We start from the raw sequence: 14,314 nt of genomic DNA on the forward strand, positions 1-14,314 counted from the left end.
CAACACCATGACCACCCCGATCGTTGCCGTGGTGACCTTCGATCACTTCAGCCCTTTTCACTGCGCCGTCCCCTGTCTCATCTTCGGCGATATCCTGCCGGGCCAGCCACTGTTCGAGCTCAAGATCTGCTGCGGCGATGGCAACCCTCATTCACACTCAGCGCAAGGCTTCACCATTCAGGCTCCCCATGGGATGGAGGTGCTGACCGAGGCGGAGATCATCGTCATCCCCTTCTGGCACGACCCGGCCGCACGACCACCAGCACAGCTGCTCGATGCCCTGATTGCCGCCAGAGCCAGAGGTGCCCGGCTGGTCGGACTCTGCCTCGGCACCTATGTGCTCGCCTACGCCGGGCTGCTCAATGGTCACAAGGCATCGACCCACTGGGAGTACGAACAGGATTTCTGCCGCCGCTTTCCCTGCGTGCAGCTCGATACCAACGCCCTCTATGTGGATGACGAAGGGCTGGTCACCTCGGCAGGCACTGCCGCCGGGCTGGACTGCTGCCTCTATCTGGTACGCCAGTACCACGGCTCGGCCATCGCCAACAAGGTGGCGCGACGGCTGGTGATCCCGCCCCACCGGGAAGGGGGTCAGGCCCAGTTTATCGAGCAGCCGGTGCCCGCCTCCACCCGCGATGTCCGGATGAACCAGTTGCTGGACCACCTGCGTGCCCATCTGGCAGAGCCCCATACGCTGGACTCTCTGGCAGATCTCACCCTGATGAGTCGACGCACCTTTACTCGCCGTTTTCATCAGGCAACCGGCCTCTCGGTGGGTGAATGGCTGCTGGCGGAGCGGCTCAGGCGCAGTCAGGAGCTGCTGGAGGTAAGCGGCCATTCCATCGATCGCATCGCCGAGCTGGTCGGCTTCAAGAGTGCCACCTCCCTGCGCAACCACTTCCGCGCCCGCTTTGCCATATCCCCCAGCGAGTGGCGACGCTCTTTTCGTGGCCATAACTCCTGATGATGCCCGCTGTACCCGCTCACTCCGCTATGGCAGGCTAACCAGAGACCCCGAGGAGTCATACCATGTCCCGTTCCGAACGCCTGCTGACCCTGCTCCAGCTGCTGCGCGGCCACCGCTACGCCATCACAGGCGCGGAGCTGGCCAGCCAGCTTGGCATCAGCCTGCGCACCCTCTATCGGGATATCGCCACCCTGCAGGCGCAAGGTGCCCATATTGAGGGTGAACCGGGGATCGGCTATGTGTTGCGTCCTGGCTTCATGCTGCCGCCATTGATGTTCAGCGAAGAGGAGCTGGAATCGCTGGTGCTGGGGTCGCGTTGGGTCGTCGCCCACGGTGACGGTGCCTTGAGTGCATCGGCTAGCAGTGCGCTGGCCAAGATAGAAGCCGTGCTGCCCGCCGACTATCGCCTGCAGCTCCAGAGCAATGCCCTGCTGATCGGCACCTCCCGCAGCGACAGCCTCACCGATGAAGCCCCGCTGCGCAGTGCCATCCGCCAGCAACGCAAGGTGATCCTGGGCTATCGCGATCTCAAAGATGAGGCCTCTGAGCGTACCGTCTGGCCATTTGCCCTCGGCTACTTCGAACAGGTACGGGTACTGGTGGCCTGGTGCGAACTGCGTCAGGGCTTTCGCCACTTTCGGGTCGATCGCATCACCCGGATGCAGCAGCAAGATTGCCGCTATCCAAAAAGCAGAGAGAGCCTGCTGAAGGAGTGGCGCGCCACCCAGCAGATCCCACAGCCTAAATTCATTGCTGACAGAAACTGACAGCAGGTAGCGCCATGCTGACGGGGTCGGCGCCGATGCGCCATCTCATCAGCAAGGAGCATCACCATGTTAGTCCCCCAGTTCACCATCCTCTACGTTACCAATCCGACCCGCAGCGCGCTCTTCTACCGCGAATTGTTCGGGCGTGAACCAGTGGAGGAGTCACCTACCTTTGCCATGTTCGTGTTCGAATCGGGCGCCAGACTGGCACTCTGGTCCAGCGCCACAGTTGAACCTGCCGTGACCCAAACGGCCGGAGCGATGGAGCTGGCCTTCGCCCTCCCCGATGATGATGCCGTCGATCGCCTATCTGCCGAGTGGCTGGCGCGCGGGCTCACCCTGATCCAGGCGCCGACCAAGATGGAGTTTGGCTACACCTGCATGGCCCTCGATCCGGATGGCCATCGTCTGCGCCTCTACTGCCCGGCACCTGAGCTGAGGTAATCCGGTTCAATGTTCCACGTGGAACGACCCTATCCGATCGGCTGTGTTATCATCTGCGCGCATCATTTTATGGATAAACAATGACCACTCGACATAATCCACTCAAACTGTATCAGCCAGATAACTGCACAGCCGATGAACTGAGCGAGAAGCAGTTGGCACTTTTTGCCCTGCTGCAACTGCGTGAGCAGGAGTTTGGCTTCAACCCCAACGTCATCGTCCACTACCCGGAAGCGAGCTTTCTCGGTACTCCGCTCGATTATCTGGATCAGCTGATCGATGAACAACGGCAGCAGGGCCACCTCATTAATGAGGTGGTGATACTCACCACGTATCAGGAGCTCTATACCCCTCTAACTCAAAGCGGTTATCTGCACGAAGCCGTTCATATGCCCGCAGGCCCGGATCACACTGCAATATTCAGAGCGCATTGCGGTTCTCAGCCAGCAGGCAAAATCCTCTATATCGAAGCGGTCAACGAGCAGGATCCCAAAATCCGGCCGACCTTTGTCTTGATGCTGCATGATGAGAATGGTGAACTGCAGGGAGGTATGTCCGGGTCTATCTACTCCACAGACAATCGGCGATACGCCTATATCGGCACTGTGGTGGTGCAACCTGGGCAACCCGCAGGAACAGGCACCCTGCTCGCCAATACCGTGCTGGAGTACCTGACGCAGCAAGGGGTTTACGAGGTCAATCTCGGTACCCAGACCGCCGAGCCTTTCTATACCAAGCTGGGGTTCAGGGTCATCCACCACATAGTGCCAGCGTTGCGTCACCGCACGGCTAGCGATGGCGCAGTGCTAACCCACAATCTGGTCATCATGAGCAAAATGCTCTGATAAAGCAGACTACAGATGTAAAAAAGCCGCTCTTGTGAGCGGCTTTTTATTGCAATCAGCGAGTCTGATTAGACGTCGAGGTTGGCTACGCGCAGGGCGTTGGTCTCGATAAAGTCGCGACGTGGCTCTACTGCATCACCCATCAGGGTGGAGAAGAGCTGGTCGGCACCGACGGCGTCGTCGATGGTGACGCGCAGCATGCGACGGGCTTCCGGATCCATGGTGGTTTCCCACAGCTGGTCTGGGTTCATCTCGCCCAGCCCTTTGTAGCGCTGGATGTAGATGCCGCGTTTGCCTTCGCCCATCAGCCACTCGACCGCTTCGACGAAGCTGGAGACCGGCTTCACCTTCTCGCCACGCTTGATGTAACCACCTTCCTCGATCAGGTTGGCGATCTCCTTGCCCAGCGAGACCAGCTGACGGTACTCGGAGGATTGCAGGAAGTCGTAGCTGATCGGATATTCGCGGTCGACACCGTGCTGACGTACCACGGCATGCGGCACGAACAGGCGGCGCTCTTCATCGCGGCGAACCTGCATCTGATACTGGATACCCTGGTTGCTCTCGTTGAGCACGGCTTCCATACCCTGACACCAGGCCAGCAGATCGCTCTCGCTGTTCAGCAGCGCTTCGTTCAGCTCCGGCTGATAGATCAGCTGGGTCAGAACCGCTTCCGGCGCACGACGAGACATTCGGGTGATCAGGTGAGTCACCGAGCGATGCTGGTTGACCAGACGCTCCAGCGCCTCGCCACCGATGGCCGGGGCAGACTCGTTGACGTGCAGGGTCGCACCATCCAGCGCCATGGCGGTCTGGTATTGCAGCAGCGCATCTTCGTCTTTCAGATACTGCTCCTGCTTGCCCTTCTTCACCTTGTAGAGCGGCGGCTGGGCAATGTAGACATAGCCACGTTCGATGATTTCCGGCATCTGACGATAGAAGAAGGTCAGCAGCAGGGTTCGGATGTGCGCACCATCGACGTCCGCATCGGTCATGATGATGATGTTGTGATAACGCAGCTTGTCCGGGTTGTACTCGTCGCGACCGATACCGCAGCCCAGTGCGGTGATCAGGGTGCCCACCTCTTGCGAGGAGATCATCTTGTCGAAACGGGCCTTCTCCACGTTCAGGATCTTGCCCTTGAGCGGCAGAATGGCCTGGTTCTTACGGTTGCGACCCTGCTTGGCGGAACCGCCAGCAGAGTCCCCTTCCACTATGTAGAGTTCGGAGAGAGCCGGGTCTTTTTCCTGACAGTCAGCCAGCTTGCCGGGCAGACCGGCGATATCCAGCGCGCCTTTGCGGCGGGTCAGTTCGCGGGCCTTGCGGGCTGCTTCACGGGCACGGGCCGCATCGATGATCTTGTTGACCACGATCTTGGCATCGCCCGGGTTTTCCAGCAGGAAGTCGGCCAGCTTCTCACCCATCGCCTGCTCGACAGCAGTCTTCACTTCGGAAGAGACCAGCTTGTCCTTGGTCTGGGAGGAAAACTTGGGATCCGGCACCTTGACGGAGATAACGGCAATCAGACCTTCACGCACGTCATCACCGCTGGCGGCAGATTTGGCCTTCTTGCTGTAGTCCTCTTTCTCCATGTAGGAGTTGAGGGTACGGGTCAGCGCGGTACGGAAACCAACGAGGTGGGTACCACCATCGCGCTGCGGAATGTTGTTGGTGAAGCAGTAGACCCCTTCCTGATAGGCGTCATTCCACTGCATCGCGACTTCCACACCGATGCCATCCTGTTCGGTGGTGAAGTGGAACACCTTCGGGTGGATCGGGGTTTTGTTCTGGTTCAGGTACTCAACGAACGCCTTGATACCGCCTTCGTAGCAGAAGTGCGCCTCGCGGCCATCACGCTCATCCATCAGACGGATGGAAACGCCGGAGTTGAGGAAGGAGAGTTCGCGCAGGCGCTTGGCCAGGATCTCGTAGTGGAACAGGGTGTCGCTGAAGATAGTCGGGCTCGGCCAGAAGCGTACTTCGGTACCGGTGCCAGTGCTGTCACCGATCTGCTTGAGCGGAGCCTGCGGCTCACCCAGATGATAGGTCTGTTCGTAGACGTGGCCATTACGACGAATGGTCAGCAGCAGCTTGTCAGAGAGCGCGTTAACAACGGAGACGCCGACGCCGTGCAGACCACCGGAAACCTTGTAGGAGTTGTCATCGAACTTACCGCCAGCGTGCAGCACGGTCATGATGACTTCGGCAGCGGAGCGGCCCTCTTCCGGGTGAATATCGACCGGAATACCACGGCCGTTATCGCGCACGGAGACGGAGCCATCGGAATGGATCTTGACCTGAATATCGGAGCAGTAGCCAGCGAGCGCCTCGTCAATGGAGTTATCGACGACTTCGAACACCATGTGGTGCAGACCCGAGCCATCATCCGTATCGCCGATATACATCCCCGGGCGCTTGCGGACCGCATCCAGGCCCTTCAGCACCTTGATATTCGAGGAGTCGTAAGTATTTTCACTCATAGCTTACTCTCTGCCTTCTCTAACGTTTCGGAGATCTTGCCTTGTTCCACGTGGAACAACTTGCAGTCATTCGCATCCATCATGTCTGCGAGCTGACCGGTATCGATGGCGGTGATAAACACCTGGGACGCGCACTGCTTCAGCCTTGCGGCCAGGAGGCGACGCTTCTCGACATCCAGTTCAGAGGCAAAATCGTCAATTAAAAAAATACAGCCACGGCTGCTATGTTGATTCAAATAGAGCCCTTGGGCCAAGCGCATGGCACAAACCAGCAGCTTGAGCTGACCCCGGGACAAAATATCCTGAGCAGGCACCCCGTTCGCCTTGAGGCGAACATCGGCTTTCTGCGGACCGACACCGGTGTAGCCCAGCGCCCGATCCCGCTCAAACCCCGCCTCCAGCAGTTCGTTGAGGGGGGTATCTTTCTCCCAGCCCCGGAAAAAACCAAGACTGATATCGAATTCCGGCAGGAAATCCGCCGTCATATCCTTGATCAGGGGCGTAATGGCCTGACAATAACTGGCGCGAAAGCCTGCCAGTTCACCACCCAACCGCACCAGCTCCTGATCCCAGAACGCCAGCTGGCGATATTGGGTGCTCTGGCGCAGCAGCGCATTGCGCTGTTTCAGCAGCCGCCGCACCCGACCCCAGAGGGCGAAGAAGGTGGGTTCCTGATGAAACACCCCCCAATCGAGCCAGGCCCGACGAGCCTGCGGCCCCCCGGTCAGCAGATTGAAGCCATCCGGATGGATGAGTTGCACCGGCAGCAGTTCGGCCAGATCGGCCAATCGCTGCGCCTGTGCTCCGGCAATCTTGAGCTGGGTCTCGCCACTCTTGTCCTTGGCAAGACCGATAGGCACCTGACGCCCATCCAGTTCGCACTGGGCAAACAGGGTAAACGCCCTCTCCCCCTGGCGGATAACCCGCCCGGTCAGATGAGTGCGAAAGGAGCGCCCCAGACCAAGGTAGTGAATGGCTTCCAGCACGCTGGTCTTGCCGCTGCCATTGCACCCGACCAGAATATTGAGGCCGGGTGACAACGCGAGACTGGCTTGCTGGATATTGCGAAAGTCGCTGAGCTGGAGTTTGACCAGAGACACGACTAGATCCGCATCGGCATTACCACGTACTGAGCATCCTGATTTTCAAAATCCTCAATAATGGCGCTGCTGACGGAATCGCTCAGGCTAACCCGGATTTGCTCACATTTTAACGTATTCAGCACGTCCAGCACATAAGAGACGTTGAATCCGATCTCCATCTCGCCAGCAGCGTATTGTACGTCAAGCAGCTCTTCCGCTTCTTCCTGTTCCGGGTTGTTGGCGGTGATGCGCAGCAGGTTTTCCTGCAGATTGAGACGCACCCCACGGAATTTTTCGTTGGAGAGAATCGCAGCGCGGGCAAACGCCTGACGCAGATCCTCACGGCCGGCAATCAGGGCCTTGTCGCTGTTGCGCGGAATGACCCGACGCCAGTCCGGGAAACGGCCATCCACCAGCTTGGAGGTGAAGATGAAGCCGTCGAGAGCGGCACGCAAGTTGCTGCGACCGATCTGCAGTCGCACCGGCTTCTCTTCCGCTTCCAGCAGACGCACCAGCTCCAGCACCCCTTTGCGCGGCAGGATAACCTGATGATCGGGCAGCGATTCCCCCACTACCTCGCGGCGGCAGGTGGCCAGACGGTGACCGTCGGTCGCTACGGTACGCAGACCGTGACCTTCGCTCTCGAACAGCATGCCGTTCAGGTAGTAACGCACATCCTGGCTGGCCATGGAGAACTGGGTTGCGTCGATCAGCTTCTTCAGCTCCAGCTGGCTGATATCGAACTCGAGCACGGACTCCCAATCCTCGATGTTCGGATACTCGGTCGCCGGCAGGGTCGACAAATTGAAACGGGAACGGCCGGAACGGATGATCAGGCGATCGCCTTCGGTATTGAGACGGATCTCGGCGCCTTCCGGCAGACCACGGCAGATGTCCAGCAACTTGCGCGCCGGCACAGTGGTGCGGCCATCTTCACTGGCACCATTCAGATAGACCTGACCGATCATCTCTACTTCGAGATCGGTACCGGTCAGCGACAGCAGACCGTTGCTGACATCAAGCAGCACGTTGCCGAGGATCGGCAGGGTCGGTCGGCCACCCAGGGCACCGGACACCAGTTGCAGAGGACGTAACAGGGCCTCACGGCTAATTTCGAGCTGCATCTGTGCTCTCCGTTATCAGGAAGAAAGGGTACGGATCAGGTTGGAGTAGTCCTCCTTGATGTCGTGACTCTCCTCCTTCAGCTGCTCGATCTTGCGGCAGGCATGAAGAACGGTGGTATGGTCACGGCCACCAAAGGCATCACCTATCTCCGGCAAACTGTGATTGGTCAGCTCCTTGGCCAGAGCCATCGCCAGCTGGCGCGGGCGGGCCACGGAGCGGGAACGGCGCTTGGAGAGCAGATCCGCAAGCTTGATCTTGTAGTACTCCGCCACCGTCTTCTGGATATTGTCGATGGTGACCAGCTTCTCCTGCAACGCCAGCAGATCGCGCAGCGCTTCGCGTACGAAGTCGATATTGATGGCGCGACCGGTAAAGTTGGCGTTGGCGATTACCCGGTTGAGAGCCCCTTCCAGTTCACGGACGTTGGAGCGCAGCCGTTTGGCAATGAAGAAAGCCACTTCGTCCGGCAGGTGGATCTGGTTCTCGTCCGCCTTGCGCATCAGGATGGCGACGCGAGTCTCCAGCTCCGGCGGTTCGATCGCCACGGTCAGGCCCCAGCCGAAGCGGGACTTGAGGCGATCCTCGACACCGTTGATCTCTTTCGGATAGCGATCCGAGGTGAGGATGATCTGCTGGTTGCCTTCGAGCAAGGCGTTGAAGGTATGGAAGAACTCCTCCTGGGAGCGCTCCTTGTTGGCGAAGAACTGGATGTCATCGATGAGCAGGGCATCGACGCTGCGGTAGTAACGCTTGAACTCTTCAATGGCGTTGTTTTGCAGCGCTTTCACCATGTCCTGCACGAACCGCTCGGAGTGCATATAGATGACTTTCGCATCTTTTTTGCTCTCCTTGATGGCATTGCCAACGGCGTGCAGCAGGTGGGTTTTACCCAAACCGGTACCGCCATAGAGGAACAGCGGGTTGTAAGCGCCACCCGGATTGTCCGCCACCTGACGGGCCGCCGCACGAGCCAACTGGTTGGACTTACCCTCGACGAAATTCTCGAAGGTATAGTTCACGTTGGTGTTGCTCTTGTGATTCGGCTCGGGCTTGGTTTCGGGCTTGCTTTCCCAGCTCTTCTGCAAGTTATTCACAGGCGCAGCACCCTGCGCCGGCGCTCTGCTTGCAGCGACGGTGACGGGGTGGGGACGATTGCCAATATCAAAACGCAGGGCGGGGCCATCGACCCCGCAAAGTTCGTTAATGATGCCGTTCACCCGGATGAGGTACTTGTCTCGTACCCAGTCCAGAACGAAGCGATTCGGTGCATACAGGGTCAGAGTATTGTCACTCAACTCCGCTTGAAGCGGCCGGATCCACATGCTGAATTCTGCCGAGGGCAACTCATCTTGCAGCCGGTTAAGGCACTGCTGCCATAGCGAAGCAGTCACTCTAAACTCCTGTCGATTGATTAACTAAAGACCGGCTATTCTACGTTTTTAGCCGCCGGATCTCCAGCCGTGCCCCCACGGATCCAGCAAATAAGATCCTTGACTTTCAAGGATCCAGCGCCTCCGGATCATCTTTCATCCCCAAAGTTACCCACAGCTTGATCCACTGCTGCAACTGGCGGATCTCGTGCTGCACTCCTGTTATTTCATATAACCAAATGTCATTTATTTTTTAAATTTTATTCCAATAACATCAGCGCCAAAGCAGTTATTACAACTACAAATACAAGACATTTAGAGAGAGAACCCCCATGAAAACTTCCATCAAGCTTATTTCCGGCGCAGCCATCCTGTTAGCTACCCTGTCTGGTCAGGCCATCGCCCAGGAGACCATCAAGGTCGGCATGTCCGGCAAGTACTTCCCGTTCACTTTCGTCAAGCAGGACAAGCTGCAGGGCTTTGAAGTGGATATGTGGAACCAGATCGGCGAACGCACCGGCTACAAGGTCGAGTTCGTGACCGCCAGCTTCTCCGGCCTGTTCGGCATGCTGGAAACCGGCCGTGTCGATACCATCTCCAACCAGATCACCATCACCGACGAGCGCAAAGCGAAGTACGACTTTTCCCAGCCCTACGTCTATGACGGCGCCCAGATCGTGGTCCGTCAGGGCAACAACACCATCCACGGCATCAAGGATCTGGAAGGCAAGAAGGTCGCGGTCAACCTTGGCTCCAACTTTGAAGAGCTGCTGCGCAAGAACGATCCGAACCACAAGATCGATATCCGCACCTATGACTCCGCCTTCGAACAGGATGTCGCGCTGGGCCGCATCGACGCCTTCGTGATGGACCGCGTCTCCACCGCCCAGCTGATCAAGGAGTCCAAGCTGCCGCTGCAACAGGCTGGCGCACCGTTCGAAACCATCGAGAACGCCCTGCCCTTCCTGAAGACCCCAGAGAAGCAGGCGCTGCTGAAAAAGGTCGATGAGGCTCTGACCGCCATGCGCAAGGATGGCTCCCTGCGTCAAATCTCCGAGAAATGGTTCGCGTCCGACATCACCGACAAATAAATGATGCACTTCGATATCGAGTACACCCTGGGGCTGTTTCCCATCCTGCTCAAATATCTGGGCACCACGATGGAGATGGCCCTGTGGGGATTCGCGTTGGCACTCGTACTGTCGCTGGCCCTGGCGATAGTACGGGTCTTTCGCATCCCCGTGATCCACTGGCTGGCGATGCTATATATCTCGTTCTTTCGGGGTACACCGCTGCTCGTCCAGCTGTTCCTGCTCTATTACGGGCTGCCACAACTGTTCCACGTATTTTCCGGGATGGATGCCTTTACCGCCGCCATCATAGGTCTGACCCTCCACTTTGCCGCCTACATGGCCGAGTCGATCAGAGCGTCGATCCTGGGTATCCATAAAAGTCAGATGGAGGCGGCGCTCAGCATCGGCATGAGCCGGCTACAGGCGATGCAGCGGATCATTCTGCCGCAGGCGGCACGCATAGCCACCCCGTCGCTGATGAACTACTTCATCGACATGATCAAGAGCACCTCGCTGGCCTTTACCCTCGGTGTGGCCGAGATCATGGGCAAGGCGCAGATGGAAGCCTCCTCCTCCTTCAAGTTCTTCGAGAGCTTTATGGCGGTGGCGCTTATCTACTGGGTTGTGGTCATCTTCTTCACCCGCTTGCAGCACCTGCTGGAAATTCGTCTCAACCGTGCCTATTAAAGGAGGGCTCTCATGATCAAGCTAACCGGCCTCTCCAAGGCATATCACGGCAATCAGGTGCTCAACGGTATCGATCTGGAGGTAAAGAAGGGGGAGATAGTGGTCATTATCGGCCCCTCCGGCACCGGCAAGTCGACTCTGCTGCGCTGCCTGAACCTGCTGGAGACCCCGGATGCGGGTTCGCTTGCCATCGACGATCTGCAGCTCAATCTGGCAAATGCCAGCGAGCAGCAGGCCATCGAGCTGCGCAAGCGCGCCTCCTTCGTGTTCCAGAACTACGCCCTGTTTGCCAACAAGACGGCGCTGGACAACATCGCCGAAGGGCTGATCACTGTCTGGAAACAGCCAAAAGCGGAAGCCCGTGCTACCGCCCTCGGCATCCTTGAGGATATAGGTCTTGCCGACAAGCGGGACGCCTATCCGGCCTCCCTCTCCGGCGGCCAGCAGCAACGGGTAGGCATCGGTCGGGCCATGGCGGCCCACTCCAAGGTAATCCTGTTTGACGAGCCCACCTCGGCGCTCGATCCGGAATGGGTCGATGAAGTGCTCGGGCTGATGAAAAAGCTGGCTAGCCAGCACCAGACCATGGTGGTGGTGACCCACGAGATTGAATTCGCACGGGATGTGGCCGATAGGGTGATCTTCATGGAAGGTGGCCGGATCGTCGAGCAGGGCCCGCCGGATCAGATATTGGTCGATCCCAAGGATCCCCGTACCCGGGAGTTCTTGCGGAAAGTCCTTAAATAGCTCTCTCTTTGGCGGCCTGGCCGCCTTTTTTATTGAGGGATCCCTTGTTTAACCCCGGGTTGCCAGTATAATCCGGAGCCCTCGATCCTCTGGATCCTCACGCTCGGCAGTAGCCTTTTCAGGGCCACCGCAGGATGAGAGGGAACGGCGGATTGACTAAAAGCCGAACTCTGTTTAGAATTCGGCCTCTTTTGCTAGTCGTCACACGCTATAGCTGGCGCGTCGGCTAAGTGTGACAATCAAAACTGTACAGTAATACGGAATCGAATCATGAAACGTACTTTTCAACCGTCCAACCTGAAGCGCAAGCGCTCTCACGGTTTCCGCGCCCGCATGGCAACTGCCAACGGTCGTAAAGTTCTGGCCGCTCGTCGTGCCAAGGGTCGTGCCCGCCTGGTAGTCTAATGCCTACCCAGCACACCTTCTCTCGGGAGTTACGTCTGTTAACTCCCGAACACTTCAAACGCGTTTTCGCCGAGCCTGTCCGGGCCGCCTCTCCGCAGATTACTCTTCTCGCCTCTCCCAATTCGCTCGAACACCCTCGTCTTGGTCTCGCTGTGCCCAAAAAAGCACTCAAGCGTGCCGTTTGGCGTAACCGTGTCAAACGGGTGGTTCGGGAAAGTTTCCGCCTCAAACAACATCAGCTGCCCGCTATCGACATCGTGGTGATCGCCAAGGCCGGTGTGAAAGAGATGGATAACGAGGAACTGTTCAAGTTACTGGAAAAGCTATGGCGCACTCTGTCACGCCGTTGCAATGGGTAGCTATCAAACTGATACGTCTGTATCAGCTAATCATTAGTCCCCTGCTGGGGCCGCGCTGCCGTTTTACCCCGACTTGTTCCCAATTTGCGATAGAAGCAATCCGACTTCACGGTTTCATAAAAGGCGTTTGGTTAGCCAGCAAACGTCTATTAAAATGCCATCCCTTATCCGAGGGTGGTTATGACCCGGTTCCGCAACCAAAGCGAAGAAACTGAAGACTATGGAATCACAACGCAATCTACTCCTGATCGGTTTGCTGTTCGTGAGCTTTTTGCTCTGGCAACAGTGGGAGTCCGACAAGGCTCCCAAGCCGGCCCCGACTACCGTGGCCCAAACCGAACATTTCGTACCTGAAGCCGGTCAATCCGGTGATATTCCTCAGGTTTCCGAGCAAGCCAATGCGACTGCCGCACGCAAGCTGATCACCGTCTCCTCCGACGTGCTCAAGCTGACTCTGGATACCCAGGGTGGCGACATCGTCTCTGCTGAACTGCTGGCCCACAAGCTGGAAGAAGGCAAGGATCAACCGTTCGTACTGCTGACCAGCCAGCCTGAGCATCTTTATGTTGCCCAGAGCGGTCTGGTTGGTCGCGATGGTCCTGACAGCCAGGCCCAGGGTCGTCCCACCTATGAAGCCGCCCAGACCAGCTACCAGCTGGCCGATGGTCAGGATCAAGTCGTCGTACCGATGACCTGGACCGACAGCAAGGGCGTTGTCTTCACCAAGGAGTTCATCCTCAAGCGTGGTGACTATGCCGTTGGCGTCGACTACAAGATCGACAACAAATCCGCCGAGCCGGTACAGGTGCAGTTCTACGGTCAGCTGAAGCAGACCGTGGCGACTCCGAAAGACCAGCAAGGCCATGCCATGGTAGCCAGTGCTTACCGCGGCGGAGCCTTCTCCACTGAAGATACCCGCTACAAGAAGTACACCTTCGACGAGATGAAGGATGCCGACCTGAGCAAGACCACCAAGGGTGGTTGGGTCGCCATGCTGCAACACTACTTCGTCTCTGCTTGGGCTCCGAACGCAAACGATACCAACAGCTTCTACAGCCGTGTGATCCCGGGCAAAGGCCAGGCCATCATCGGTTACAAGGCACCGATGGTTGACGTGGCCGCCGGTCAACAGGCCGAAGTGACCAGCAAACTGTGGGTTGGTCCCAAGCTGCAAGACCAGATGGCCAAGGTGGCAAACCACCTCGACCTGACCGTCGATTACGGCTGGCTGTGGTTTATCGCCCAACCGCTGCACTGGCTGCTGACCGTGTTCCACGGTTTCGTCCAGAACTGGGGTGTGGCCATCATCATGCTGACCCTGCTGGTGCGCGGAATCATGTTCCCGCTGACCAAGGCCCAGTACACCTCCATGGCCAAGATGCGCATGCTGCAACCCAAGATTGCGGCCCTGCGCGAGCGCTTCGGCGACGATCGCCAGAAGATGTCTCAAGGCATGATGGAGCTGTACAAGAAGGAGAAGGTCAACCCGCTGGGTGGCTGTCTGCCGATCCTGGTTCAGATGCCCATCTTCATTGCCCTCTACTGGGCACTGATGGAGTCTGTTGAGCTGCGCCACGCGCCGTTCGCCCTGTGGATCACCGACCTGTCAGTGAAGGATCCCTTCTTCGTGCTGCCAATCCTCATGGGTGCCTCCATGTGGTATCTGCAGAAGATGAGCCCGACCACCGTGACCGACCCGATGCAGCAGAAAGTGATGCAGTTCATGCCGATCATCTTCACTTTCATGTTCCTCTGGTTCCCGGCAGGCCTGACTCTCTACTGGCTGGTGAGCAACGTTATCTCCATCACCCAGCAGACCATCATCTATCGTCAGCTGGAGAAGAAAGGCCTGCACACTCGCAACTGATGCGCAGCTAATCTTCCCGTGATGACAAAAGAGGCGGCCTTCTGGCCGCCTTTTTTATTACAATGTCTCCCACTACGTTTTCCTATCAGCGAA

The 14,314-nt window shown here is 57.9% G+C and carries 15 protein-coding genes; 11 read left to right on the plus strand and 4 right to left on the minus strand.

Annotated elements, in window-relative coordinates; all coding sequences use genetic code 11:
• The first annotated feature begins 7 nt into the window (after positions 1-7).
• From WE862_RS04045 to WE862_RS04060, 4 genes are all read left to right on the plus strand, one after another.
• The gene (locus WE862_RS04045; protein ID WP_042031097.1) at positions 8-967 is read left to right on the plus strand and encodes a helix-turn-helix domain-containing protein; all 960 of its coding nucleotides are present in this window, start codon (positions 8-10) and stop codon (positions 965-967) included.
• Positions 968-1,032: 65 nt separating this feature from the next.
• Complete coding sequence (locus tag WE862_RS04050) at positions 1,033-1,737, plus strand: helix-turn-helix transcriptional regulator (protein ID WP_042031096.1); 705 nt, start codon at positions 1,033-1,035, stop codon at positions 1,735-1,737.
• Positions 1,738-1,803: 66 nt separating this feature from the next.
• Positions 1,804-2,181: a VOC family protein gene (locus WE862_RS04055; protein ID WP_042031095.1), complete on the plus strand. Its 378-nt coding sequence runs from the start codon at positions 1,804-1,806 to the stop codon at positions 2,179-2,181.
• A gap of 80 nt (positions 2,182-2,261) precedes the next feature.
• A complete protein-coding gene (locus tag WE862_RS04060; RefSeq protein ID WP_042031094.1) occupies positions 2,262-3,026 on the plus strand; it encodes a GNAT family N-acetyltransferase in 765 nt (254 codons plus the stop codon).
• 68 nt (positions 3,027-3,094) lie between these two features.
• Here the strand turns inward: WE862_RS04060 and gyrB are convergent, their stop codons facing one another.
• Genes gyrB through dnaA form a run of 4 tightly spaced genes read right to left on the minus strand, consistent with a single transcriptional unit; the run spans position 3,095 to position 9,104 of the window.
• Positions 3,095-5,506, minus strand: coding sequence for a DNA topoisomerase (ATP-hydrolyzing) subunit B (gene gyrB, locus WE862_RS04065; RefSeq protein WP_042031093.1), 2,412 nt, complete (start codon positions 5,504-5,506; stop codon positions 3,095-3,097).
• The gene (gene recF / locus WE862_RS04070; protein ID WP_042031092.1) at positions 5,503-6,606 is read right to left on the minus strand and encodes a DNA replication/repair protein RecF; all 1,104 of its coding nucleotides are present in this window, start codon (positions 6,604-6,606) and stop codon (positions 5,503-5,505) included. The genes gyrB and recF overlap by 4 nt, the downstream gene beginning before the upstream one ends.
• Positions 6,607-6,608: 2 nt before the next feature.
• Positions 6,609-7,712: a DNA polymerase III subunit beta gene (dnaN, locus tag WE862_RS04075; protein ID WP_042031091.1), complete on the minus strand. Its 1,104-nt coding sequence runs from the start codon at positions 7,710-7,712 to the stop codon at positions 6,609-6,611.
• A 15-nt stretch (positions 7,713-7,727) separates the two neighbouring features.
• Complete coding sequence (gene dnaA, locus WE862_RS04080) at positions 7,728-9,104, minus strand: chromosomal replication initiator protein DnaA (RefSeq protein WP_033115253.1); 1,377 nt, start codon at positions 9,102-9,104, stop codon at positions 7,728-7,730.
• Positions 9,105-9,415: 311 nt separating this feature from the next.
• Here dnaA and WE862_RS04085 point away from each other — a divergent pair, with 311 nt between their 5' ends.
• The 7 genes from WE862_RS04085 to yidC all read left to right on the plus strand — a co-directional run bounded on the left by WE862_RS04085 (position 9,416) and on the right by yidC (position 14,221).
• A complete protein-coding gene (locus tag WE862_RS04085) occupies positions 9,416-10,174 on the plus strand; it encodes an amino acid ABC transporter substrate-binding protein (protein ID WP_033115252.1) in 759 nt (252 codons plus the stop codon).
• Positions 10,175-10,843, plus strand: coding sequence for an amino acid ABC transporter permease (locus WE862_RS04090; RefSeq protein ID WP_104016737.1), 669 nt, complete (start codon positions 10,175-10,177; stop codon positions 10,841-10,843).
• 12 nt (positions 10,844-10,855) lie between these two features.
• Positions 10,856-11,590 carry an amino acid ABC transporter ATP-binding protein gene (locus tag WE862_RS04095; RefSeq protein ID WP_042031090.1) on the plus strand — a complete coding sequence of 245 codons (735 nt, stop codon included), beginning with the start codon at positions 10,856-10,858 and terminating at the stop codon, positions 11,588-11,590.
• Between the two features lie 270 nt (positions 11,591-11,860).
• Complete coding sequence (rpmH, locus tag WE862_RS04100; protein WP_005307156.1) at positions 11,861-11,995, plus strand: 50S ribosomal protein L34; 135 nt, start codon at positions 11,861-11,863, stop codon at positions 11,993-11,995.
• A complete protein-coding gene (gene rnpA / locus WE862_RS04105; RefSeq protein ID WP_005342318.1) occupies positions 11,995-12,354 on the plus strand; it encodes a ribonuclease P protein component in 360 nt (119 codons plus the stop codon). Before rpmH ends, rnpA begins: the two co-directional genes overlap by 1 nt.
• The gene (yidD, locus tag WE862_RS04110) at positions 12,321-12,569 is read left to right on the plus strand and encodes a membrane protein insertion efficiency factor YidD (protein ID WP_010672280.1); all 249 of its coding nucleotides are present in this window, start codon (positions 12,321-12,323) and stop codon (positions 12,567-12,569) included. Before rnpA ends, yidD begins: the two co-directional genes overlap by 34 nt.
• Positions 12,570-12,574: 5 nt before the next feature.
• Entirely contained in the window at positions 12,575-14,221 is a 1,647-nt protein-coding gene (yidC, locus tag WE862_RS04115; RefSeq protein WP_041210478.1) for a membrane protein insertase YidC, read from the plus strand.
• The last annotated feature ends 93 nt before the right edge of the window (positions 14,222-14,314 follow it).

This window comes from Aeromonas jandaei, from assembly GCF_037890695.1.
Lineage (GTDB): Bacteria > Pseudomonadota > Gammaproteobacteria > Enterobacterales > Aeromonadaceae > Aeromonas > Aeromonas jandaei.

Excerpts from the sequence above, each read along its gene's own strand:
- gyrB (WP_042031093.1), bottom strand. The coding sequence starts at position 5,506 with ATGAGTGAAAATACTTACGACTCCTCGAATATCAAGGTGCTGAAGGGC.
- yidD (WP_010672280.1), top strand. The coding sequence starts at position 12,321 with ATGGCGCACTCTGTCACGCCGTTGCAATGGGTAGCTATCAAACTGATA.
- WE862_RS04085 (WP_033115252.1), top strand. The coding sequence starts at position 9,416 with ATGAAAACTTCCATCAAGCTTATTTCCGGCGCAGCCATCCTGTTAGCT.
- rpmH (WP_005307156.1), top strand. The coding sequence starts at position 11,861 with ATGAAACGTACTTTTCAACCGTCCAACCTGAAGCGCAAGCGCTCTCAC.
- yidC (WP_041210478.1), top strand. The coding sequence starts at position 12,575 with ATGGAATCACAACGCAATCTACTCCTGATCGGTTTGCTGTTCGTGAGC.
- dnaN (WP_042031091.1), bottom strand. The coding sequence starts at position 7,712 with ATGCAGCTCGAAATTAGCCGTGAGGCCCTGTTACGTCCTCTGCAACTG.
- rnpA (WP_005342318.1), top strand. The coding sequence starts at position 11,995 with ATGCCTACCCAGCACACCTTCTCTCGGGAGTTACGTCTGTTAACTCCC.
- WE862_RS04060 (WP_042031094.1), top strand. The coding sequence starts at position 2,262 with ATGACCACTCGACATAATCCACTCAAACTGTATCAGCCAGATAACTGC.
- WE862_RS04095 (WP_042031090.1), top strand. The coding sequence starts at position 10,856 with ATGATCAAGCTAACCGGCCTCTCCAAGGCATATCACGGCAATCAGGTG.
- WE862_RS04090 (WP_104016737.1), top strand. The coding sequence starts at position 10,175 with ATGATGCACTTCGATATCGAGTACACCCTGGGGCTGTTTCCCATCCTG.
- WE862_RS04045 (WP_042031097.1), top strand. The coding sequence starts at position 8 with ATGACCACCCCGATCGTTGCCGTGGTGACCTTCGATCACTTCAGCCCT.
- WE862_RS04050 (WP_042031096.1), top strand. The coding sequence starts at position 1,033 with ATGTCCCGTTCCGAACGCCTGCTGACCCTGCTCCAGCTGCTGCGCGGC.
- WE862_RS04055 (WP_042031095.1), top strand. The coding sequence starts at position 1,804 with ATGTTAGTCCCCCAGTTCACCATCCTCTACGTTACCAATCCGACCCGC.